The 20780-nt window shown below is 59.8% G+C and carries 23 protein-coding genes; 12 read left to right on the top strand and 11 right to left on the bottom strand.

Going from position 1 to position 20780, the window contains the following annotated elements:
• Positions 1-432: 432 nt before the first annotated feature.
• Both NHU87_RS12155 and NHU87_RS12160 read left to right on the top strand, forming a co-directional pair.
• A complete protein-coding gene (locus NHU87_RS12155) occupies positions 433-1146 on the top strand; it encodes a response regulator (protein WP_253548578.1) in 714 nt (237 codons plus the stop codon).
• Complete coding sequence (locus NHU87_RS12160) at positions 1143-2753, top strand: ATP-binding protein (protein WP_253548580.1); 1611 nt, start codon at positions 1143-1145, stop codon at positions 2751-2753. The genes NHU87_RS12155 and NHU87_RS12160 overlap by 4 nt, the downstream gene beginning before the upstream one ends.
• Positions 2754-2869: 116 nt before the next feature.
• On the opposite strand, the gene NHU87_RS12165 is transcribed toward NHU87_RS12160, so the two are convergent.
• Positions 2870-3595 carry a 4'-phosphopantetheinyl transferase family protein gene (locus tag NHU87_RS12165; protein WP_253548582.1) on the bottom strand — a complete coding sequence of 242 codons (726 nt, stop codon included), beginning with the start codon at positions 3593-3595 and terminating at the stop codon, positions 2870-2872.
• Positions 3596-3744: 149 nt separating this feature from the next.
• Positions 3745-4536: a dienelactone hydrolase family protein gene (locus NHU87_RS12170; RefSeq protein ID WP_253548584.1), complete on the bottom strand. Its 792-nt coding sequence runs from the start codon at positions 4534-4536 to the stop codon at positions 3745-3747.
• Positions 4537-4682: 146 nt separating this feature from the next.
• On the opposite strand from NHU87_RS12170, the gene NHU87_RS12175 reads away from it, so the two are divergent.
• The 4 genes from NHU87_RS12175 to NHU87_RS12190 all read left to right on the top strand — a co-directional run bounded on the left by NHU87_RS12175 (position 4683) and on the right by NHU87_RS12190 (position 8420).
• Positions 4683-5285: a porin family protein gene (locus NHU87_RS12175; RefSeq protein ID WP_253548586.1), complete on the top strand. Its 603-nt coding sequence runs from the start codon at positions 4683-4685 to the stop codon at positions 5283-5285.
• Positions 5286-5532: 247 nt separating this feature from the next.
• Entirely contained in the window at positions 5533-6210 is a 678-nt protein-coding gene (locus tag NHU87_RS12180; protein WP_253548588.1) for a response regulator transcription factor, read from the top strand.
• Entirely contained in the window at positions 6207-7553 is a 1347-nt protein-coding gene (locus tag NHU87_RS12185) for an ATP-binding protein (RefSeq protein WP_253548590.1), read from the top strand. The genes NHU87_RS12180 and NHU87_RS12185 overlap by 4 nt, the downstream gene beginning before the upstream one ends.
• Positions 7554-8060: 507 nt before the next feature.
• On the top strand, positions 8061-8420 hold the full coding sequence (locus NHU87_RS12190; protein WP_253548592.1) for a DUF6124 family protein: 360 nt from the start codon (positions 8061-8063) through the stop codon (positions 8418-8420).
• 108 nt (positions 8421-8528) lie between these two features.
• Here the strand turns inward: NHU87_RS12190 and NHU87_RS12195 are convergent, their stop codons facing one another.
• Entirely contained in the window at positions 8529-9527 is a 999-nt protein-coding gene (locus NHU87_RS12195) for an AraC family transcriptional regulator (protein ID WP_253548594.1), read from the bottom strand.
• Positions 9528-9867: 340 nt separating this feature from the next.
• Here NHU87_RS12195 and NHU87_RS12200 point away from each other — a divergent pair, with 340 nt between their 5' ends.
• Positions 9868-11202 carry a dicarboxylate/amino acid:cation symporter gene (locus tag NHU87_RS12200; protein ID WP_253548596.1) on the top strand — a complete coding sequence of 445 codons (1335 nt, stop codon included), beginning with the start codon at positions 9868-9870 and terminating at the stop codon, positions 11200-11202.
• 145 nt (positions 11203-11347) lie between these two features.
• Positions 11348-12529, top strand: coding sequence for a CaiB/BaiF CoA transferase family protein (locus NHU87_RS12205; RefSeq protein ID WP_253548599.1), 1182 nt, complete (start codon positions 11348-11350; stop codon positions 12527-12529).
• 244 nt (positions 12530-12773) lie between these two features.
• Here NHU87_RS12205 and NHU87_RS12210 read toward each other — a convergent pair whose 3' ends face one another.
• Both NHU87_RS12210 and NHU87_RS12215 read right to left on the bottom strand, forming a co-directional pair.
• Positions 12774-13268, bottom strand: a complete 495-nt coding sequence (locus tag NHU87_RS12210) for a SprT family zinc-dependent metalloprotease (RefSeq protein ID WP_008074985.1) — start codon at positions 13266-13268, stop codon at positions 12774-12776.
• A 154-nt stretch (positions 13269-13422) separates the two neighbouring features.
• Complete coding sequence (locus NHU87_RS12215) at positions 13423-14025, bottom strand: Yip1 family protein (protein ID WP_030131100.1); 603 nt, start codon at positions 14023-14025, stop codon at positions 13423-13425.
• Between the two features lie 430 nt (positions 14026-14455).
• Between NHU87_RS12215 and ttcA the strand changes: the two genes are divergently transcribed.
• Both ttcA and NHU87_RS12225 read left to right on the top strand, forming a co-directional pair.
• Entirely contained in the window at positions 14456-15280 is an 825-nt protein-coding gene (gene ttcA / locus NHU87_RS12220) for a tRNA 2-thiocytidine(32) synthetase TtcA (protein ID WP_253548601.1), read from the top strand.
• A gap of 123 nt (positions 15281-15403) precedes the next feature.
• Positions 15404-16078, top strand: coding sequence for a DNA-3-methyladenine glycosylase I (locus NHU87_RS12225; protein ID WP_038979464.1), 675 nt, complete (start codon positions 15404-15406; stop codon positions 16076-16078).
• Between the two features lie 90 nt (positions 16079-16168).
• Here NHU87_RS12225 and NHU87_RS12230 read toward each other — a convergent pair whose 3' ends face one another.
• The 3 genes from NHU87_RS12230 to arsC are packed head-to-tail and all read right to left on the bottom strand — an operon-like array spanning position 16169 to position 17542.
• The gene (locus tag NHU87_RS12230; RefSeq protein ID WP_038979465.1) at positions 16169-16594 is read right to left on the bottom strand and encodes a DUF2069 domain-containing protein; all 426 of its coding nucleotides are present in this window, start codon (positions 16592-16594) and stop codon (positions 16169-16171) included.
• A 1-nt stretch (position 16595) separates the two neighbouring features.
• The gene (gene wrbA, locus NHU87_RS12235) at positions 16596-17192 is read right to left on the bottom strand and encodes an NAD(P)H:quinone oxidoreductase (protein ID WP_253548603.1); all 597 of its coding nucleotides are present in this window, start codon (positions 17190-17192) and stop codon (positions 16596-16598) included.
• Complete coding sequence (gene arsC, locus NHU87_RS12240) at positions 17189-17542, bottom strand: arsenate reductase (glutaredoxin) (RefSeq protein WP_253548605.1); 354 nt, start codon at positions 17540-17542, stop codon at positions 17189-17191. Before arsC ends, wrbA begins: the two co-directional genes overlap by 4 nt.
• Before the next feature lie 114 nt (positions 17543-17656).
• Between arsC and NHU87_RS12245 the strand changes: the two genes are divergently transcribed.
• Entirely contained in the window at positions 17657-18124 is a 468-nt protein-coding gene (locus tag NHU87_RS12245) for a TlpA family protein disulfide reductase (protein WP_253548607.1), read from the top strand.
• A gap of 131 nt (positions 18125-18255) precedes the next feature.
• Here the strand turns inward: NHU87_RS12245 and NHU87_RS12250 are convergent, their stop codons facing one another.
• Positions 18256-18660 carry an META domain-containing protein gene (locus NHU87_RS12250; RefSeq protein WP_253548609.1) on the bottom strand — a complete coding sequence of 135 codons (405 nt, stop codon included), beginning with the start codon at positions 18658-18660 and terminating at the stop codon, positions 18256-18258.
• The gene (locus NHU87_RS12255; RefSeq protein ID WP_253548611.1) at positions 18660-19094 is read right to left on the bottom strand and encodes a hypothetical protein; all 435 of its coding nucleotides are present in this window, start codon (positions 19092-19094) and stop codon (positions 18660-18662) included. The genes NHU87_RS12250 and NHU87_RS12255 overlap by 1 nt, the downstream gene beginning before the upstream one ends.
• 134 nt (positions 19095-19228) lie before the next feature.
• On the opposite strand from NHU87_RS12255, the gene NHU87_RS12260 reads away from it, so the two are divergent.
• Positions 19229-19615, top strand: a complete 387-nt coding sequence (locus NHU87_RS12260; protein ID WP_253548613.1) for a hypothetical protein — start codon at positions 19229-19231, stop codon at positions 19613-19615.
• A gap of 5 nt (positions 19616-19620) precedes the next feature.
• Here the strand turns inward: NHU87_RS12260 and NHU87_RS12265 are convergent, their stop codons facing one another.
• The gene (locus tag NHU87_RS12265) at positions 19621-20610 is read right to left on the bottom strand and encodes a 2-hydroxyacid dehydrogenase (protein ID WP_253548615.1); all 990 of its coding nucleotides are present in this window, start codon (positions 20608-20610) and stop codon (positions 19621-19623) included.
• Positions 20611-20780 lie beyond the last annotated feature (170 nt).

Consider the following 20780-nt stretch of genomic DNA (forward strand, 5'->3'; position numbering starts at 1 on the left):
AACAGGCAATAAAGCACTTGAGTTTCTGGTCTGAAATGTGGTTGGGCTTTTAAGTCAAAACCCTACATGTAGGGTTTTTTTGGCGCCGTGCTACAAGATAATGCGTTTTGGGGGGGGATTGCAACGTACTACCTGTGGATAAACCTGTGCGTAAATTGTGGGTGAAAGGTGGAACGCGCGTGTAAGCCGCGACGCTGCTGGAGCGGACTATTTTTCATCGATTTTCAATGATCGAAAACGCCCGGCCGGATTTTTAAGGGCGCGAACCCTATCACAAAAAACCGTTGTGTCCGAACGCATTTACCCGCTTGTGTTCCAGACGTGCGCCGTTTATACAATCGGCCAATGCAGATGCATTCTTATCCTCCCCAATCATTACAAAAAGACGGGCGGATCCTTCCCTTAAAGTTATGTTGGCAAGCAGAGGTCATCGTGGAGCAAGAAGCCTGGCAGGTATTGATTGTCGAGGACGACCAGCGTCTGGCCGAACTGACCCGCGATTACCTGGAAGCCAACGGCCTGCGCGTGGCGATCGAGGGCAATGGCGCCCTGGCGGTGGCACGCATCATCAACGAGCAGCCGGACCTGGTGATCCTCGACCTGATGCTCCCTGGCGAAGATGGCCTGAGCATTTGCCGCAAGGTTCGCGACCAGTATGAAGGCCCGATTCTGATGCTCACCGCGCGCACCGATGATACCGATCAGATCCTCGGCCTCGACCTCGGCGCCGACGACTACGTGTGCAAACCGGTTCGCCCACGTCTGCTGCTGGCGCGCATCCAGGCTTTATTGCGGCGCAGTGAAACCCCTGAAACCGCTCCGGAAAAACAACGACGTCTGCAGTTCGGCCCGTTGGTGGTGGATAACGCGTTGCGCGAGGCCTGGCTGCATGACAAAGGCATCGAGTTGACCAGCGCCGAGTTCGATCTGCTCTGGCTGCTGGTGGCCAACGCCGGGCGCATTCTGTCTCGCGAAGAAATATTCACCGCGCTGCGCGGTATCGGTTATGACGGTCAGGACCGTTCCATTGATGTGCGCATTTCACGCATCCGCCCGAAGATCGGCGATGACCCGGAGCATCCGCGACTGATCAAAACCATCCGCAGTAAAGGCTATCTGTTCGTTCCGGAAGCCTGCACCCTGTGAACTCTATCTTCCTGCGCATCTACGGCGGCATGTGCGCGGCGCTGATTCTGGTGGCCGTGCTTGGTGTGCTGGCCTTGCACTTGCTCAATCAGGTGCGCAGCGAGCAATACCGCGAGCGCTTGGCCCACGGCACGTTCTCGCTGATGGCCGACAACCTGCAACCGATGAACGAAACCGAGCGCCACCGGGCCTTGCTGGTGTGGGAGCGCTTGCTCGGGATTCCGTTGGCGCTGAAGACATTCCCCCAGACCGGTCTCGACCTGACCCAGCGTACCCGCGTGCTGCGCGGCCAGGCCTTGGTGGAGCAGACCGGCCCGCACGCGGCGAAGGTTTACCGCTTGGTCAGCGACAAGGAACAACTGGTGCTTACGGGGGAAGTCCAGCAGATCAGCGAACAACTGGCGCGGGCGACCATTTACCTGCTGGCCGATGAACTGGTGCGCTACCCGGTGGCCGAGCAGCCCAAGCGTCTGGCGCAATTAAAGGAAGAGAAGGGGTTCGGCTTCGATCTGCGGCTGGTCACGGTCGATCAGGCCGACATGGACGAAGACCAGAGCCGCCGCGTATCCGAAGGCGACACGGTGATGGCGCTGGGCAAGGGAGGGGATTCGATCCGGGTGTTTGCCGGCATGGTCGGTACGCCGTGGGTGCTGGAAATCGGCCCGCTGTATCAGATGAATCCGTACCCGCCCGAGTGGCTGGTGCTGATCGCGGCCCTTGGGCTGAGCCTGATCGGTTTGATTGTCTATCTGTTGGTGCGTCAGCTGGAGCGCCGTTTGCGCGGGCTGGAAGCCGCCGCCACGCGCATCGCCAAGGGCAGCCTGGAAACCCGCGTCCCGGCACGCGGCGCGGATTCGGTGGGGCGTCTGGCCTCGGCGTTCAACGGTATGGCCGAGCACTTGCAGCAATTGCTCGCGATTCAGCGAGAACTGGTGCGTGCCGTGTCTCATGAACTGCGCACGCCGGTCGCGCGTTTGCGTTTTGGCCTGGAGATGATCGGCTCGGCCACCACGCCGGAGGCGCTGGAGAAATACCGCGAAGGGATGGACCACGACATCGAGGACCTCGATCGGCTGGTCGACGAGATGCTCACCTATGCGCGGCTGGAACAAGGTTCGCCGGCGTTGAATTTTCAGCGGATCGATTTGGACGCGTTGGTCAATCAGGTGATCGAAGAACTGGCGCCGCTGCGCGCCGAGGTCACGGTGCAGCGCGGCTTGTGCCTGTCGGCTGCCGATTGCGACGACGCCTGGGTTGAGGCCGAGCCGCGTTACTTGCACCGGGCGTTGCAGAACCTGGTAAGCAACGCCATGCGCCATGCCCATTCCCGGGTGACCGTCAGTTATCAGGTGGGGCAGCAGCGCTGTCGGGTGGATGTCGAGGATGACGGGCCGGGCGTGCCGGAAACGGCTTGGGAGAAGATTTTCACCCCGTTCCTGCGCCTCGATGACAGCCGCACCCGCGCCTCGGGCGGGCATGGGTTGGGGTTATCGATTGTGCGGCGAATCATCCATTGGCATGACGGGCGAGCATTGATCAGCAAAAGCAAAAGCCTGGGCGGGGCCTGTTTCAGTTTGAGCTGGCCGAGGAGTCAGGAGCGGCGTTGAGAGTGTTGGTGTCTGGGCAATCGCCTTCGCGGGCAAGCCTCGCTCGTACCCTGACCGCATTCCTCTGTAGGAGCGAGGCTTGCCCGCGAAGAGGCCCTGACAGGCACTACAAATCCTCAGGCCTTGATACTGACCAGACTCAACAACTGCCCATCCATCACCGCAAACTGCGCATCCAGCTCAGTGCCATTACGCCATTCACTGGACAGGTCTGTCAGCAACCGCAACCGCACTTCACCACCCGCGCTCCACTCCAGCACTTCAGCGTGTTCGAAATAGAAGCGCTGCTGCACGATCGGGTAAAGCGCCTTGAACAGGCTTTCCTTCACCGAAAACGTCAGCGTCACCAGCATTGCCAATTGATCGTCAGCCCCGGCAGCCATGCGCTGCAACTCAGGCCCGGTGAGGATTTCCCCGGCCAGGCGTTCGGCGCGCTCCGCATCGAGCAGGTTTTCCAGGTCCATCCCCAGGCCACGCCAGTGCGCCTTGTTCGCGACAATCGCTGCGGCCCGGCCGGTGCTGTGGGTGATCGAGCCGCTGATATGCGCTGGCCACACCGGTGCGCGGTCTTCGCCGATGGCCGGAATGAAACTCAGCCCTTCCAGTTGTTGCAACGCCGCCCGAGCGCAGACTCGCCCGGCGAGAAACTCGGCTTGGCGCTTGGCCACCGAACGCTGGATGCTCGCGGGCGGCTCGATGGCGCTGCGCTGGAAATCATCGCTGGCCAGTTGCCTGGTATCGAAGTGGGTACCCAACAAGACCGTATCAGGCAGCACAAACGGCAGCGGCCAGTGGGCGTCGAGTGGGGTGCAGCAGGCGGGTAGGGCGGGGACGGGATTCATGACCGGCATTTTGCCGGGTTGCCACGTGTGAGGGTAGTGTCAGTTGGACCGAGTTGTCGTTCTTCGCGGGCAAGCCTCGCTCCTACAAGGACGATGCAATCCCGTAGGAGCGAGGCTTGCCCGCGAAGGCCGTTACTCGGTCGAGGGTCTTAACCAAAAATCTTCTTGAAAAACGCCTGCATATCCGCCCAAGACTTCTCATCCGCGGTCTTGCTGTAACCAATGTCCGGCCCACCGTGGTCGCCATGACTCAAACGATCTGCCTCGGGATTGCTGAACCCATGCTTGGCACCTTCGAGGGTGACGAATTTGTAGTCGGCCTTGGCTTTGTCCATTTCCGCTTTGAACGCCATCACGTTTTCCGCCGTGACCATGCTATCCAGAGCGCCATGCTCCACCAGAATTTTCGACTTCACGCTACCAGGCGTCGCCGGCGTATTGGTCACCAGCGCACCGTGGAAACTCACCACGCCTGCCAGTGGCACGCCTTGACGCGCCGCATCCAGCACCACCTTGCCGCCGAAGCAATAACCGATGGCCGCCAGTTTGGCCGGATCGGTTTGCGGCTGTTTCTTCAGCAAGTCGAGCCCGGCTTGAAACCGCGCGCTGGCTGCTGCGCTGTCCTTCAATGCAGCTTGCATGAAGGCCATGGCGTCCTTGGCGTGTTCGGTGTTCTTGCCGTCGCCAAACATATCGATCGCCAGCGCGCTGTAGCCCAGACCGGCCAGATCACGGGCGCGACGCTTGGCGTAGTCGTTGAGCCCCCACCACTCATGCACCACCACCACGCCCGGGCGCGGGCCTTTGATGGCGTCGTCGTAGGCGTAATAGCCGATCAGCTTGGTGCCGTCGGCACTCTGATAGGGAATTTCCTGGGTCTGGATGGCGGCCTGGCTGACCCCGCTTAGAGCCAGTAATACGAGGGCGAGAAACACGCGCATGATCAATCTCCTTATTAATAACTGTCCAGACAGCGTAGTCGATTTGATTCAGCTCAGGTTCAGTGTGCGTTCAGGGGCAGTACAGGGAGGGGGCAGTAACCTTGCCCCGTACCCAAAAAGCACATAGCGCATGAGGAAACTCCCCAATGACTACTTTTAAAAAACTGCTTCTGGCTTTCACCATGATGGGCGCCAGTGTGGCGGCCCACGCCGATACCACCAATTTCGCCGGCCTGACCTTTGGCCAGACCAGCGACAAGGTTAAAAAATCCAGCGCCCTGAACGACAACCTCAACCACCCGAACGCCGACGGTGTGATCGGCAAGGACAACACCTGGGGCGTGCGTCTGGGCCAGCAAGACAGCCAGGGCCGCTACTACGCCACTTACGACAACGTGTCGGGCTCGCACAATGGCATTAAGCTGCGTCAGGAAAATCTGCTGGGCAGCTACGATCTGTTCTACCCGGTGGGTAGCAGCACCAAATTGTTCGGTGGCGCCACCGCCGGTTTGACCAAATTGACCCAGGAATCGCCAGGCTTCAGCCGCGACAGCGACATCGGTTACGCCATTGGCGGCCAGTTCGGTGTATTGCAGCAAGTTTCGCAAAACACCTCGGTCGAGCTGGGTTACCGTTACCTGCGCAGCAACGCCAGCACCGAGATGAGCGAGCGCGGCGGCAGCAAACAGGGTTCGCTGGACTTGACCAGCAGCGCCCAGACCTACCTGTCCGCCAACTACGCTTTCTAAAAAGCGTTTCGTGAGGGTATGCGCCGAGGCCAGTCTGTTAAACGCAATCCCTGTGGGAGCGGGCTTGCCCGCGATGACGGCAGCACATTCACTATTGATGTGTCAGACAGATCGCTATCGCGGGCAAGCCCGCTCCCACAGGTTTCGCTCAACTGACTGGCTTTTAGTGTTGATCCGGCGTCGCCATGTTAGCCATCGAGGTGCACCGCCGCGTCTTTGGAGATGTTGATTTGCCCAGGAGAGCGTTATGAAATTGCTGGTCGTCGAAGATGAAGCGCTGTTGCGCCATCACCTGCAAACCCGCCTGACGGATAGCGGCCACGTGGTCGAGTCCGTGGCCGATGCCGAGGAGGCGTTGTACCAGGCCGGGCAGTTCAACCATGACCTGGCGGTGATCGACCTCGGTCTGCCGGGCATGGGCGGGCTCGACCTGATTCGTCAGTTGCGTTCCCAGGGCAAAACCTTTCCGATCCTGATCCTCACCGCGCGGGGCAACTGGCAGGACAAGGTCGAAGGCCTCGCCGCCGGTGCCGACGACTACGTGGTCAAGCCGTTCCAGTTTGAAGAGCTGGACGCCCGCCTGAATGCCTTGCTGCGCCGCTCCAGCGGTTTCACCCAATCGACCATCATCGCCGGGCCATTGCTGCTGGACCTCAATCGCAAACAGGCGTCCCTCGATGAACAGCCGCTGGCGTTGACCGCCTACGAATACCGGATTCTCGAGTACCTGATGCGGCATCACCAGCAAGTGGTGGCCAAGGATCGCTTGATGGAGCAGCTCTACCCGGATGACGACGAGCGCGATCCGAATGTGATCGAGGTATTGGTCGGTCGCTTGCGCCGCAAACTCGAAGGCCCGGCCGGCTTCAAGCCGATCGATACCGTGCGTGGCCTCGGCTACCTGTTTAACGAGCGCTGCACTTGATTCGTTCCCTTCGTGTCCGATTGATGCTCGCCGCCACGATCCTGGCGGTGTTGTTCATGCTGGCGTTGCTGCCGGCGATGCAGGGCGCGTTCAGCCTGGCGTTGCAGGATTCCATCGAGCAGCGCCTGGCGTCGGACGTCACCACGCTGATCTCCGCCGCGCGGGTGGATAACAACCGCTTACAGATGCCGGCGCAGTTGCCCGATGAGCGTTTCAACCTCACCGACAGCCGTTTGCTCGGCTACATCTATGACCGCGAAGGTCACCTGGTCTGGCGCTCGAAAGCCACCCAGGAAGAGAAGATCAACTACAAGCCGCGTTACGACGGGCGCGGCAACGAGTTCGCGAGAATCCGCGAAGCCAACGGGGAAGAGTTCTTCGTCTATGACGTCGAGGTCAAGCTGCTGGGCGGCCAAAGCGCCGCGTTCAGCATCGTCGCCCTGCAACCGGTGTGCGAATACGAAATCACTCTCGAAGGCCTGCGGGAAAACCTTTACCTGGGCTTCGGCGCAGCTTTGCTGGTGTTGCTCGCCTTGCTGTGGATCGGCCTGACCTGGGGCTTGCAGGCGTTGCGTCGGCTGAGCCAGGAGCTGGACCAGATCGAAAGCGGCACCCGGGAAAGCCTCAGCGAACAACACCCGCGTGAACTGCTGCGCCTGACTGGCTCGCTCAACCGCTTGTTGCACAGCGAGCGCGAACAGCGCAGCCGTTATCGCGATTCTCTCGACGACCTGGCTCACAGCCTGAAAACCCCGCTGACGGTGTTGCAAGGGGTCAGCGAAGACATGGCGCAAAAGCCGCAAGAGCGCGAGCAGGCCTGGGTGCTGCAAACCCAGATCGAACGCATGAGCCAGCAGATCGGCTATCAGCTGCAACGCGCCAGCCTGCGCAAAAGCGGTCTGGTGCGCCATCAAGTACGCCTGCGCCCGGTGCTGCAAAGCCTCTGTGACACCCTGGACAAGGTCTACCGCGACAAAAACGTGCGGGTCGCCTTCGACCTGCCGGAGCAGTGCTACGTGCCGATCGAGCAAGGCGCCTTGCTGGAAATGATGGGCAACTTGCTGGAAAACGCCTATCGCCTGTGCCTGAGCGAAGTGCGTATCAGCGTGCGCGAAACCCTCAGCGGGATTGAGTTGTGCGTCGAGGACGACGGGCCGGGCGTACCACCGGATCAGCGTGCGCGGATTCTGCAGCGCGGAGAGCGGCTGGATCGCCAGCATCCGGGGCAGGGGATCGGGTTGGCGGTGGTCAAGGACATCATCGAAAGCTACAGCGCCAAGCTGACGCTGGGGGATTCTGCGATGGGCGGGGCGGCGTTCCGGATTCATTTTCCGGTGGTTTGATCCCTTGGATTGATGGTGTTCTTTCGGGCCTCTTCGCGAGCAGGCTCGCTCCCACAGGGGATTTGCAGTGAGTCCATTTTTTGCGAACGCCGCAGATCCAATGTGCGAGCCTGCTCGCGATGAGGCCGGTACAGCCACCACAAGGCTCGATGTCAGACCACTAAACAAGCACTGTTTAAACGACACTTCCAGATACTCTCCCAGGCTACACATCCTTGCGCCGCTGCCTACGACTACGCCAGAATCCGCCGGCTTGTGCGCCTAAGGGCCGGGCTCTATCGTTTGCCTGTCGCTGAAAAAAGCGATCGGGTTTGGTAGCCCGGTTTAACTAGTCGCATAGCGCACCGTTTGCAGGCCTGTTCAGGTCTCTGTTTTATGGTGGTCATGCGCAGGGCTCCTTCGGGGGCGCCGGGTCCTAGTTGCCGGTCTACCAACCCGCGTATGGCCGCCACCCTTCGTTTGGTAGCGAGGGTGAAGGCTCCTTACATTTCAATTAGGAGTTTCACTATGTTCAAGCCAACGCCAAATCCTCCGGAAACCGACGACGTTTCCCCCTACGAATCCCTCGATTCCAAAAAACTCAACGAAGCCGCCGACCGCGCCCTCGATTACCACCTCAAGCCATCCATCCCCAAAGACACCCAGCGCAAACCCAGCACCATTTACCATGTCGGTGCCGAGGTCGATAACGAAACCCTGCTGGTCAACGCCTGCGAATCCCTGGCGTCAGCGAGCATGATGCTCAGTGAGTTCGCCGGATTGATGGGCATGCCACATCGCAACATGATGTTGGGGATTCAATCGGTGGTCATGCTCGGCGAGCTGGCAGTGAATCGGGTGCTGGATAACTACGATCCGCGAGGCTAGCCAGAAGAATCAAAAGATCGCAGCCTCGTTTCACTCGACAGCTCCTACAGGGAAATATAAAACCCATGTAGGAGCTGTCGAGTGAAACGAGGCTGCGATCTTTTGATCTTAAAGCTCTTGAGCCCGGTAGGCCCCCGGCGTCAACCCCGTCCATTTCTTGAACGCCCGGTGAAACGCCGACGGTTCGGAAAACCCCAGCTGTTCGGCAATCTGTTGCAACGACAGATCCGCGCGCCCCAGGTGATAAATCGCAATATCCCGCCGCAACTGATCCTTCAATTCCTGAAAACTCGTGCCTTCTTCGCGCAAATGCCGACGCAAGGTTTGCGGGCTGATGTGCAGGTGCGCGGCCACGGCTTCCAGGTCCGGCCAGCGCGCACTGTCGCGGCTGAGCAATCGTCGCAACTGGCTGCTCAAGCTGTCGCCTTCGTCGGGGCGCGATAGCAGGTCGGCGGGGGAGCGCTCGAGAAAGTGTTTGAGGGTTCGTTCGTCCTGCAACAGCGGCATGTTCAGGTAACGACTGTGAAACAGCAGGCTGCTCTGCGCGCAAGAAAACTCAAGCGGGCAAGAAAACAGCAAGTCGTACTCGGCCCCGTGTTCGGGCCTCGGGTAGCTGAACGTGGCCTGCTCCAGACGAATGCGCTGGCCGATCAGCCAACTGCCGAACCGATGCCAGATCACCAACAGGCTTTCGCTGAGGAAGTGGTCCGGGTCCCACAGCGGCGAATCGTCGAGGCTCAGGCGAACCAGATCGCCTTCGCGGCTCAACGTCAGAAGCGGCGCGCCGGGGAACAGGCTGTAAAACAATAAGCCGCGATTGAGCGCTTTTTCCAGTGTGCGGCAGTGGATCACCGCGTGGCACATCATCGCGAAGCTGCCGGGTTTGCTCGGGGCTTGCCCGAAGCCCAGGTATTCATCGTCCAGCGCCAGCCACAGCCCCTGGATCAATCGGGTGAACTGCTCGGGCGCGATTCGGGCGCGCGGCTCCTCGAGCAACTCGGGGCTGATCCCTAATTGCTGCAACAGACTCGAATAGTCGTAGCCACGCCGACGCGCGCCACCGAGGGCGGCACGAGCGAAATGGCTGGCGATGGTGCGTTCGCGCATAGAGGGCAGGTCCGTCCACTGATCGAGGGATGGTAGCGGTGCCGGTCGAGGATGAACAAGGCGGATATCCGCCAAATTGCAGGACGAGGTTTGGCTGATGGGCGGAAATCCGCCACATCGTTGTGGCTAATGGGTGACAAAGAAAAACCTGTAACCCTTGATGTCACAAGGCTGGCAGGGTTTTTTTCGAAGGTGGCACGGGGCTTGCGATACAAGCCGCAGAGGTCTGCCGTCGCGCAGCTCGACAAAACAAATCCCTCCAGTGCAGGAGGGTTCGCAATTGAGGTGTCAGGGACAACAGACGGATGTTGTTACTGAGGCACTCTTGAGGAACTTTGCAATGACGACTCGTCAGCCACTGTATAAATCCCTGTATTTCCAGGTGATCGTTGCCATCGCTATCGGCATCCTGCTCGGTCACTTCTACCCGCAGACTGGTGTAGCCCTCAAGCCGCTGGGTGACGGGTTCATCAAACTGATCAAAATGGTCATCGCACCGATCATCTTCTGTACCGTCGTCAGTGGTATCGCCGGCATGCAGAACATGAAATCGGTCGGCAAGACCGGCGGCTATGCGCTGCTGTACTTCGAAATCGTCTCCACCATTGCCTTGCTGATCGGTCTGGTCGTGGTCAACGTCGTGCAACCGGGCGCCGGCATGCACATCGACGTGACGACTCTGGACACCACTAAAATCGCTGGCTTCATCTCGGCCGGTAAAGACCAGAGCATCATTGCCTTTATCCTCAACGTGATCCCGAACACCATCGTCGGTGCGTTCGCCAACGGCGACATCCTGCAAGTGTTGATGTTCTCGGTGATCTTCGGTTTCGCCCTGCATCGCCTGGGTGCCTACGGCAAACCGGTGCTGGACTTCATCGATCGCTTTGCTCACGTGATGTTCAACATCATCAACATGATTATGAAGCTCGCTCCAGTCGGCGCGTTCGGTGCGATGGCTTTCACCATCGGTGCCTACGGTGTCGGTTCGCTGGTGCAACTGGGTCAGTTGATGATCTGCTTCTACATCACCTGCATCCTGTTCGTGCTTCTGGTTCTGGGCGCCATCTGCCGCGCGCACGGTTTCAGCGTTATCAAGCTGATTCGCTACATCCGTGAAGAACTGCTGATCGTGCTGGGTACTTCCTCTTCGGAATCCGCGCTGCCACGCATGCTGATCAAAATGGAACGCCTGGGTGCGAAGAAATCGGTAGTGGGTCTGGTGATCCCGACCGGTTATTCCTTCAACCTCGACGGTACTTCGATCTACCTGACCATGGCGGCAGTGTTCATCGCTCAGGCGACTGACACCCCAATGGACCTCACTGCCCAGATCACCTTGCTGCTGGTGTTGTTGCTGTCCTCGAAAGGTGCTGCGGGCGTGACCGGCAGTGGCTTCATCGTGTTGGCTGCCACCTTGTCCGCTGTTGGCTCCCTGCCAGTTGCCGGTCTGGCGTTGATCCTCGGTATCGACCGTTTCATGTCCGAAGCCCGTGCGCTGACCAACCTTGTTGGTAACGCCGTGGCCACCATCGTGGTCGCCAAGTGGGTGAAAGAGCTGGACGAAGACACGCTGCAAACCGAGCTGGCTTCTGGCGGTCGCGGTATCTCCGACGAGCGTGAAGTAGACGACCTGGGTGTGGCTGAAGGCCCAACCCCGGCCAGCGTCAAGTAAGTACACAGGCTGCATAAGAAACCCGCTTCGGCGGGTTTTTTAATGCCTGCAATTTGAGCGCAACGGTCACCGCCACTGACACATAAGGTGATTGCTGCAATGTCCTCGGCTGCCTAGGCTTGGGGGATCGCACTGGAGAACACTTATGCTCGGTCCACTGGCATCACTCAAGGTTCTGGATTTCTCGACACTGTTGCCGGGGCCGTTTGCCTCATTGCTGCTGGCAGACATGGGCGCCGAGGTGCTGCGCATCGAATCGCCGACCCGCATGGACCTGCTGCGGGTGCTGCCGCCGCATGATCACGGCGTGTCGGCCAGCCATGCGTACCTCAATCGCAACAAGCGTAGCCTGGCGATGGACCTCAAGCAGCCCGAGGCGCTGGAGGTGATCAAGCAATTGCTGCAGGACTACGACATCGTGCTGGAGCAGTTTCGTCCCGGCGTGATGGACCGGCTCGGTTTGGGGTATGAAGCCTTGAAGGCGATCAACCCGAAGCTGATTTATGTATCGATCACCGGGTATGGCCAGACCGGCCCTTACAAGGATCGCGCCGGGCACGACATCAACTACCTGGCGTTGGCGGGGCTTTCGAGCTACACCGGCCGCGCCGACAGCGGCCCGTTGCCGTTGGGCATGCAGGTGGCGGATATCGCCGGTGGCTCGTTGTACGGGGTGATCGGCCTGCTGGCGGCGGTAATCGCGCGGCAGCAGACCGGGCAGGGGCAGCATCTGGATGTGAGCATGACTGACTGCGCTTTCAGCCTGAACGCCATGGCCGGTGCCGGGTATCTGGCCTGTGGCGTGGAGCCGGGCAGAGAGGACCAGATGCTCAACGGTGGCAGCTTCTACGACTATTACCGTTCGCGCGATGGACGCTGGTTGTCGGTGGGCAGTCTGGAGCCGGTGTTCATGCAACAACTCTGCACGGCATTGGGCCGGCCGGAACTGGCAGCCGAGGGGTTGTCACCCGAACCGGCCCGGCAACAGGCACTCAAGGAGGCGTTGAAAGTTGAATTCGAAAAATATGACTTTGCCGAGTTGCGTGAATTGTTTGCCGGGGTCGATGCGTGCGTCGAGCCGGTGTTGAGCCTGGGCGAAGCGGTGCGGCATCCGCAGTTGAAAGCACGGGAATTAGTGGTTGAGGTGCCGAGGGGCGATGGGACGACTCAGGCACAGATGGCTTGCCCGTTGAAATTTTCGGACGGGTTGCCTGAGCCGCGGCATATCGGAACGGGGCTGGGTGAGCATACGGATCTGGTGTTGGGGGAGTTGGGGTTTAGTGTTGAGCGGATCGAGGAATTGCGTCGTGCCAAGGTAATTCTTTAGCGGCTGTACCGGCCCAATCGCGGGCAAGCCCGCTCCCACAGGAATCAGCTTTGATTACAAAGTTTGTGAACGACTCCGACCACTGTGGGAGCGGGCTTGCCCGCGATGAGGCCAGTGCAGGCACCAAGGATGATTGATCGTTCCCATGCTCCGCGTGGGAATGCCGCCATGGACGCTCCGCGTCCACTGTGACGCAGAGCGTCACGGGATGCATTCCCACGCGGAGCGTGGGAACGATCATGGGTTACTCGACCCGCATCTCTCCGCTAAACACCAAGGTGCTGCGACAGCGCCGACACAAATACCGCCGTCCCTGCCGCACCAGACCATGACGCTGGGCCGAAAACGGGAAATCGCTGTCGGGGCACGGGCATTTGTAGATGTAGCGGGTCACGCTGCGGCGTTTGACGTCGTAGGTGTGGCAGCGATTGGGCGGCAGTTCGTAAACACCGCGCATGATCAGTTGCCACTCTTCGCCGTGTGGCTGAATGCGGTCGCCGAACAGTTGATGGGCTATCAGGTGCGCGACTTCATGCGCCACGGTCTGCTTGAGGAAGTCTTCGGTGTTTTCACGGTACAGCTGCGGATTGAAGCGCAGCAGGTTCTCGTGCAAATGCGCGACACCGGCTTTTTGCCCGCGCAGCTTGAGGCTCACCACGGGGCGTTTGAAAGGTCGTTTGAAAAAGGATTCGGCTTGTTGGAAACAGTCTTCAACGCGGGTATTGAGTTGCTCGGGCATGCTTGATGGATCTCCAAGGATGTCGAGTATGCCGCAACCCCTAAGGCTTGCGAATCGCTCAGGTGCCGAATGGTCGTCGCTCCTGCTCTTTCTTAGAGAGTAGAAGGCCGCCTTGCGGCGGCCTGTGTTGGCAGATCTTGTTTTTGGTGTGTTGCTAATTGGTATAGACCGGCCCCACGCCGAGTCCCCAGACAATTACCGTGAACGCCATGATCGCCACCAGTACCACCAGTCCTACGGCGAGCACCGAGCTTGAGAACAGGAATCCCTCGTCCGACGGAATGTTCATGAACGTCGGCAGGCCCACATACAGCAGGTACACCGTGTAGCAGATGGCGGCGGTGCCGACGATCATTCCCAGCCACATGTGCGGATACAGCGCCGCCAGACCGCCGATGAACAGTGGCGTTGCGGTATAGGTGGCAAACGCGACACAGCGTGCCAGGCTCGGGTTGGCGTCATAGGTGCGAGCCATCCAGTGGATGAACGCGCCCATCACCGCAACACCGCCGAGCATCGCCAGGTACGACATGATGGTCATCCACAGCGCGCTTTCCATGGTCAGCATCACCGGCGCCCGGTTACCAATGACCCAGCCGACCTGTGTGGTGCCGATAAACGCCGACACGGCAGGGATCGCCGCCAGAATCAGGGTATGCGTGAGGTACATGTGGCTGATGCTTTCCTCCTGGTCGCCACGGATTTCTTTCCATTCCTGGTCAGGGTGGGTGAAGAGCCCCACTACGTGATGGATCATGCCAGTCACTCCTCTTGTTGTTGCCATCGCCCCCCAGCGGAGCGCTTACGGGCCAAAGTGGCCAGGTAAGTACAGGTCTGAATATGTGTGCGACCTTATGCCGCAGTATAGAAAGTAGTTGCTGGTAATAGTGCGAGGGGCTTAGAGCAAATCGCGCTGTAAACACACTTGTTAATCGCCGCCGGGTCTGTTCTGTAGCAGCTGGCGAAGCCTGCGTCGGCGGCGAAGCCGTCGTAAACCATCCACCTCTGTATGTCAGGCAAACCGCATAGATTTGATTGACGACGGCTTCGCCGCCGAACGCAGGCTTCGCCAGCTGCTACAAAGGGTGCGATGGCGCATAATTTCTTTGGAAAATTCGGGCTCTTCGCCCCGAAAGGGTTTTTGCGTAAAATGCCGGCCTTTCGTCACACCTCACGGATTTCGCGTCATGGGCACTCTTACGGTCAACCAGAACAAACTGCAAAAGCGCCTTCGCCGTCAGGCGGGTGAGGCTGTCGCCGATTTCAACATGATTGAAGACGGCGACAAGGTCATGGTTTGCCTGTCCGGTGGCAAGGACAGCTACACCCTGCTCGACGTGCTGATGCATTTGCAGAAGGTCGCCCCGATCAAGTTCGAGATCGTGGCCGTGAACATGGACCAGAAGCAGCCAGGCTTTCCCGAGCACGTGCTGCCGGCTTACCTCAAAGAACTGGGCATCGAGTATCACATCGTCGAGAAAGACACTTATTCAGTGGTCAAGGAGCTGATCCCGGAAGGCAAGACCACCTGCTCGCTGTGCTCACGCCTGCGTCGCGGCACGCTCTACACCTTTGCCGATGAAATCGGCGCGACCAAAATGGCCCTCGGTCATCACCGTGACGACATTGTCGAGACGTTCTTCCTGAACATGTTCTTCAACGGTTCGCTCAAGGCCATGCCGCCGAAGCTGCGCGCCGACGACGGTCGCAACGTGGTGATCCGCCCACTGGCCTACTGCAATGAAAAAGACATTCAGGCTTACTCGGACCTCAAGCAATTCCCGATCATCCCGTGCAACCTCTGCGGCTCCCAGGAAAACCTGCAACGCCAGGTGGTTAAAGAGATGCTGCAGGAATGGGAACACAAGACGCCGGGCCGCACCGAAAGCATTTTCCGCAGCTTGCAGAACGTGATCCCGTCGCAACTGGCGGACCGCAACCTGTTTGACTTCACCAACCTGCGCATCGATGAAACCGCCGCATCGCGGTTCGTCAACGTAGTAAATCTCTAAACAAAATGTGGGAGCGGGCTTGCTCGCGAATGCGGTGTGCCATCCGACATCTATGTTGAATGACACACCGCATTCGCGAGCAAGCCCGCTCCCCCAGGTTTTTCGTTAACCTCAGGAGAGGGCATGCGCGATTACAAGTGGCTGAACGAATACTGCTTGAACCGCTTCGGTTCGGCGGCTGAACTGGAAGCCCATCTGCCCGTTCCCAAGACCCCGGCGCAATTGCGCAAGATCAGCGATGACCGCTACCTGTCGACCATGGCGTTGCGGGTGTTCCGCGCCGGGCTCAAGCACAGCCTGGTGGACGCCAAGTGGCCGGCCTTCGAAGAGGTGTTCTTCAAGTTCGACCCGGAAAAAGTCGTGCTGATGAGCGCCGAGCATCTCGAGCGCTTGATGCAGGACGCGCGAATCATCCGCCACCTGGGCAAGCTCAAGAGCGTGCCGCGCAATGCGCAGTTCATTCTGGACGTGGCCCATGAGAAGGGCAGCTTTGGTGCCCTGATCGCCGAATGGCCGGTGACCGACATCGTCGGCTTGTGGACCTATCTGAAAAAACACGGGCATCAATTGGGCGGGTTATCGGCACCGCGATTCTTGCGTATGGTCGGCAAGGACACCTTCGTGCCGAGCTACGACGTGGTGGCAGCGCTGAGTGCGCAGAAAATCGTCGACAAGGTGCCGACCAGTTTGCGGGACATGGCCACAGTGCAGGCTGCGTTCAACCAATGGCACGAAGAGAGCGGTGGACGGCCGATGAGCCAGATTTCGATGATGCTGGCTTACACAGTGAATCATTGAAACCGTGTTGCGGCCTTCGCGGGCAAGCCTCGCTCCTACAAGAGCACCGCATTACCTGTAGGAGCGAGGCTTGCCCGCGAAGGCGTCAGTTCAGGCGACGGAGGTTTCGCCTTCACCCGCCAACTTGCGATTCAACTGAAACCGCCACCGCACATACAACATTGCCGAGCAGAACACCGCCAGGCTCGCGCCCATTTCCAGTAAACCGAACAACTGCCGGTTCGGGTCATAGGCGGCCAATGCGCCCTTCATGAAATACAGGTTCACCACAAAACACATCCACGAATGCCCACGGGCGCTGCCGACAATCATCCCCGGCGCCATCAACAATAGCGGCACCAGTTCGATCAGCAGAATCACCCACGGCCGCGCGCCATGCAGGTCGGCGAATACCAGGTAGTAGACGCAGAGCAGTCCCACCAGGCCGAAAAAGCACAGCAGGCTGATGACGCGCATCGCCCGTACTCGCGGTTCGAGCCATTCGATGGAAGGCAGAATCTTCGGCTTTTTGGCCATGTCAGCTCACCAACTTTTGCGCAGTCTTCGCCAACCGCAGGCCCAAGGCCCGGCACAGCGCAACTTCGTGTTCATTCAAACCGCTTTTGCCATCGGCACCGGCGTGATGGCTGGCGCCATAAGGCGTGCCGCCACCGCGGGTTTCCAGCAGCGCCGACTCGCTGTAAGGCAGGCCGGTGATCAGCATGCCGTGGTGCAACAACGGCAACATCATCGACAGCAGCGTGGTTTCCTGGCCGCCGTGCAGGCTCGCGGTGGAGGTGAAGACCCCGGCCGGTTTGCCCACCAGGGCGCCGGTCAGCCACAGGTTGCTGGTGCCATCGAGAAAATACTTCAACGGTGCAGCCATGTTGCCGAAGCGGGTCGGGCTGCCGAGGGCCAGGCCGGCGCAGTTCTTCAAGTCGTCGAGGCTGGCGTACAGCGCGCCTTCATCGGGAATGTCCGGTGACACGGCTTCGCATTCACTGGAAATCGCCGGCACCGTCCGCAACCGGGCTTCAAGGCCGGCCTGCTCGACACCACGGGCAATCTGCCGGGCCATTTCATTGGTCGAGCCACTGCGGCTGTAATACAGAACCAGAATGTATGGCGCACTCACGGCAGCAACTCCAGCACATTCTCCGGCGGACGGCCGATGATGGCTTTGTCGCCGACTTCGAGAATCGGGCGCTCCATGAGTTTCGGGTGCGCGGCAATGGCAGCGATCAATTGCGCCTCGCTCAGGCTGCTGTCGGCCAGGTTGAGGGTTTTGTACTCGTCCTCGCCGGTGCGCAGCAATTGCCGGGCGCTGATGCCGAGCTTGCTCAGCAGGCTCTGGATTTGCGCGGCGTCCAGCGGGGTTTCCAGGTAGCGGACCACGGTCAGGGCCACGCCACGACCTTGGAGCAGTTCGAGCGCACCGCGGGATTTCGAGCAGCGCGGGTTGTGATAAAGCGTCAGATCGGTCATTTGCGGGTCGCATCTTGCGTAAGGTGGCGGCTATTCTAACTGTGCGGCGCGTAATCCAGAACCTTGGGAGGCGATGGGTCGCAGGTGCATTCCATTTTTGACAAGGATCGAGACATGACAAGGCGACTGGCAGCGGCATTGGCGATCATGGGGGCGTTATTGTTGGGGGGCTGCGGCAACGACTATGGCACCGACCAGAATGGCCAGAAGGTCGCCGCCGAACGTCTGGACAAACAATGGCTGGTGCTCAATTACTGGGCCGAATGGTGCGGCCCGTGCCGTACCGAGATTCCCGAGTTGAATGTGCTGGCCGAGCAGCTCAAGGGCAAGAAGATCGGTGTGTTCGGGGTCAACTTCGACAATGTTCAGGGCGAAGAGCTGAAAAGCGCCAGCGAGAAACTGGGGATCGCCTTCACCGTGCTCGCCCAAGACCCGGCCGACCTTTTCGAATTGCCGCGCAGTGAAGCGCTGCCGGTGACTTACATCATCGATGACAAGGGCAAGGTGCGGGAACAGTTGATGGGCGAGCAGACGGCGGCGGGGGTGATGGCGAAGCTTGAGGCGTTGCAGGCGAAGAACTGAGTGCGCTGATCGTTCCCACGCTCTGCGTGGGAACGCATCCTGTGACGCTCTGCGTCACGATTTACAAAGGGACGCGGAGCGTCCCGGGCGGCATTCCCACGCAGAGCGTGGGAACGATCGGAGCGAGAGGATCAACCCTCTTCAAGCCACCAACGCAACGGTTTGCCTTGCGCCGGCCAGAAGCGCATCTGGTCGATCGGTGAAACATCCCAGCGCTGCACGTTTTCCAGCGCCTGCAGGAAGCGTTTTTCCTGCTCCATCAACGCCGGCGCACACATTTTGCGGGTGCTGCCGATTTTGCCGAAGCTCAGCTTGTCGCCTTCCAGGGTATACGGCGCGAACCAGTGGTTGCAGCCGCCATTGCCATAGGCCCGACCGTCTTCATCGAGGGTAATGGTCAGATGGCTGTAGTCCATCAACGGACGCTCGCCGATCCATTCCAGAATATAGCTGCGGTTGTGTTGCAATTGCACCGGTTCGGCGACGCAGCCCAACAGACTGGCGCCGGCCATGGCGGTCAGAGCAAGGCGTTTCATCACGCAGGCTCCTGGCACTTCTTGCACAGGTGTTTGTCGGCAACTGTGGCCCAGCCCAGCTCGGCAATGCGCGCAGTGGCCGCCGGTTTTTCCGCCTTGTTGCCCAGCTTGGCGTCGACCGCGAACTCAAAGCTCAGCTCTTTGGCGCAGCTGTCGCAGTTGACTTTCCAGGTGTGGATCGCCATTTCGCCGAACACCGGACCACTGGCCACCGCGACCCATTGGCCCGGCGGGTTGATCAGATGGCGAACCGTTTCGACGGTCAGGCGCATGGACAAGTCCTTGCTGCCTTTAAGGGTCACTACCAGCACGTCGTTATTACGAATCGAGCCGCCGTTGCCGGTGACTTGATAACGCCCCGGCACAAGGGCGCGGCATTCGGTGAGGGTGTGTTGCGGGTTCATCAGGCTATAGCGAAAATCGTGTTCGACCATGGGTCCTCCAAATATGCGCGATATGCTAGCACGGGCATGAACGCAGCATGGCGCGGGCATGTAACCTTCGATCTGGTTCAAATGACCTGCCGAGTCATGGCACACTGCCGCTTTTGCATCTCTAAGGAACAGAAATGGCGTTGATTGAATGTTTTGAGTGCAAGCAACGCATCAGTTCCACGGCGCCTGCTTGCATTCATTGCGGTGCACCTGCGGTGGCAGAAGCCGCCACGTCGACGGCAACGCAGACGCCCCTTTCTTTCGGGCGTTTACCGACCAATGAGAGCGTGCCCAGGGTGACCCCCGCCGCTTTCGGGCGCAAACGTAACGTCGAAGTCGAGGCACAGATTCCGGCACTGGCACCCGGCGGGCCGCGTCCAGTGGAACTCTGGCTGAAACTGATGATTTTCTTACTGCCGCCGTTTTTTGTCTGGTTCCTGCTGCGTCGCGGGCATTCGCTGGGGCAGCGCTTGCTGGGCTTCGGCTGGTTGGCTTTGATGTTCCTGTTGTCCAAGGCTTGAGTCGATCAGCTTTCGACCTGATTCTGTGGCGAACCGGCCGCCCAGGCCGCGATGTTCTGCAGGGTGGTCGCGGCAATTGCGCCCAAGGCTTCGCGGGTGAGGAAGGCCTGGTGCGCCGTGATGATGACATTCGGAAAGGTCAGCAGGCGCGCCAGCACATCGTCCTGCAGCGGCAGGTCGGACCGATCCTCGAAGAACAGCTGCGCTTCCTCTTCATACACGTCCAGCCCCAGATAGCCCAATTGGCCGTCCTTCAATGCATCGATCAGCGCCGGCGTGTCCACCAGACCGCCGCGCCCGGTGTTGATCAACATTGCGCCGGGCTGCATGTGCGCCAGTGACTCGCTATTGATCAAGTGTTTGCTCTGTTCGTTGAGCGGGCAATGCAGGCTGATGATCTGCGACTCGGCCAGCAGTTGCGGCAAGCTCAGGTAGCGTGCGCCGAGCGCTTCGACTTGCGGGTTCGGGTAAGGATCACAGGCCAGCAACCGGCAGCCGAAGCCGTTCATGATTTTCGCGAAGGTCGCGCCGATCTGCCCGGTGCCGACGACGCCGACGGTCTTGCCCACGAGGTCGAAACCGGTCAGCCCGTGCAAGCTGAAATCCCCTTCGCGCGTACGGTTGTAGGCACGGTGCAGTCGGCGGTTAAGCGCCAGAATCAGCGCCACCGCGTGTTCGGCCACTGCGTGAGGCGAGTAGGCCGGAACCCGCACAATCGCCAGCCCCAGACGTTTGGCCACCGCCAGATCGACATGATTGTAACCGGCCGAGCGCAGGGCGATCAGACGTGTGCCGCCCGCGGCCAGACGTTCGAGTACCGGAGCGCTAAGGTCATCATTGATGAAGGCACAGACCACTTCGTGATGCTCCGCCAGCGCCAACGTGTCGAGGCTCAGGCGCGCCGGCTGGAAATGCAGCTCGATGCCGGCGGGCAGGTCGGTACTCAGAAAACTGTCGCGGTCGTAGGTCTGGCTGCTGAAAAGAATCGTGCGCATGTTGTCCTCCTGGATGTGTAGCAGCTGGCGAAGCCTGCGTTCGGCGGCGCAGCCGTCGTGAAACCTGTATCCGCGGTTTACCTAAAGACCGCAGCGTCTGATTTGACGACGGCTTCGCCGCCGAACGCAGCCTTCGGCAGCTGCTACAAAAGCCTGAGCTTAGCCTTCAA

Origin of the sequence: Pseudomonas mandelii, assembly GCF_024138395.1 — a bacterium.
In the GTDB taxonomy this organism is placed as follows: domain Bacteria; phylum Pseudomonadota; class Gammaproteobacteria; order Pseudomonadales; family Pseudomonadaceae; genus Aquipseudomonas; species Aquipseudomonas mandelii_E.

Bases quoted from the DNA above. Each gene is read 5' to 3' on its own strand.
- NHU87_RS12175 (WP_253548586.1), top strand. From the start codon at position 4,683: ATGACTACTTTTAAAAAACTGCTTCTGGCTTTCACCATGATGGGCGCC.
- NHU87_RS12200 (WP_253548596.1), top strand. From the start codon at position 9,868: ATGACGACTCGTCAGCCACTGTATAAATCCCTGTATTTCCAGGTGATC.
- NHU87_RS12245 (WP_253548607.1), top strand. From the start codon at position 17,657: ATGACAAGGCGACTGGCAGCGGCATTGGCGATCATGGGGGCGTTATTG.
- NHU87_RS12165 (WP_253548582.1), bottom strand. From the start codon at position 3,595: ATGAATCCCGTCCCCGCCCTACCCGCCTGCTGCACCCCACTCGACGCC.
- NHU87_RS12265 (WP_253548615.1), bottom strand. From the start codon at position 20,610: ATGCGCACGATTCTTTTCAGCAGCCAGACCTACGACCGCGACAGTTTT.
- NHU87_RS12230 (WP_038979465.1), bottom strand. From the start codon at position 16,594: ATGGCCAAAAAGCCGAAGATTCTGCCTTCCATCGAATGGCTCGAACCG.
- NHU87_RS12250 (WP_253548609.1), bottom strand. From the start codon at position 18,660: ATGAAACGCCTTGCTCTGACCGCCATGGCCGGCGCCAGTCTGTTGGGC.
- arsC (WP_253548605.1), bottom strand. From the start codon at position 17,542: ATGACCGATCTGACGCTTTATCACAACCCGCGCTGCTCGAAATCCCGC.
- NHU87_RS12255 (WP_253548611.1), bottom strand. From the start codon at position 19,094: ATGGTCGAACACGATTTTCGCTATAGCCTGATGAACCCGCAACACACC.
- NHU87_RS12260 (WP_253548613.1), top strand. From the start codon at position 19,229: ATGGCGTTGATTGAATGTTTTGAGTGCAAGCAACGCATCAGTTCCACG.
- NHU87_RS12170 (WP_253548584.1), bottom strand. From the start codon at position 4,536: ATGCGCGTGTTTCTCGCCCTCGTATTACTGGCTCTAAGCGGGGTCAGC.
- NHU87_RS12215 (WP_030131100.1), bottom strand. From the start codon at position 14,025: ATGATCCATCACGTAGTGGGGCTCTTCACCCACCCTGACCAGGAATGG.
- NHU87_RS12190 (WP_253548592.1), top strand. From the start codon at position 8,061: ATGTTCAAGCCAACGCCAAATCCTCCGGAAACCGACGACGTTTCCCCC.
- NHU87_RS12195 (WP_253548594.1), bottom strand. From the start codon at position 9,527: ATGCGCGAACGCACCATCGCCAGCCATTTCGCTCGTGCCGCCCTCGGT.
- NHU87_RS12205 (WP_253548599.1), top strand. From the start codon at position 11,348: ATGCTCGGTCCACTGGCATCACTCAAGGTTCTGGATTTCTCGACACTG.
- ttcA (WP_253548601.1), top strand. From the start codon at position 14,456: ATGGGCACTCTTACGGTCAACCAGAACAAACTGCAAAAGCGCCTTCGC.
- NHU87_RS12180 (WP_253548588.1), top strand. From the start codon at position 5,533: ATGAAATTGCTGGTCGTCGAAGATGAAGCGCTGTTGCGCCATCACCTG.
- NHU87_RS12210 (WP_008074985.1), bottom strand. From the start codon at position 13,268: ATGCCCGAGCAACTCAATACCCGCGTTGAAGACTGTTTCCAACAAGCC.
- NHU87_RS12225 (WP_038979464.1), top strand. From the start codon at position 15,404: ATGCGCGATTACAAGTGGCTGAACGAATACTGCTTGAACCGCTTCGGT.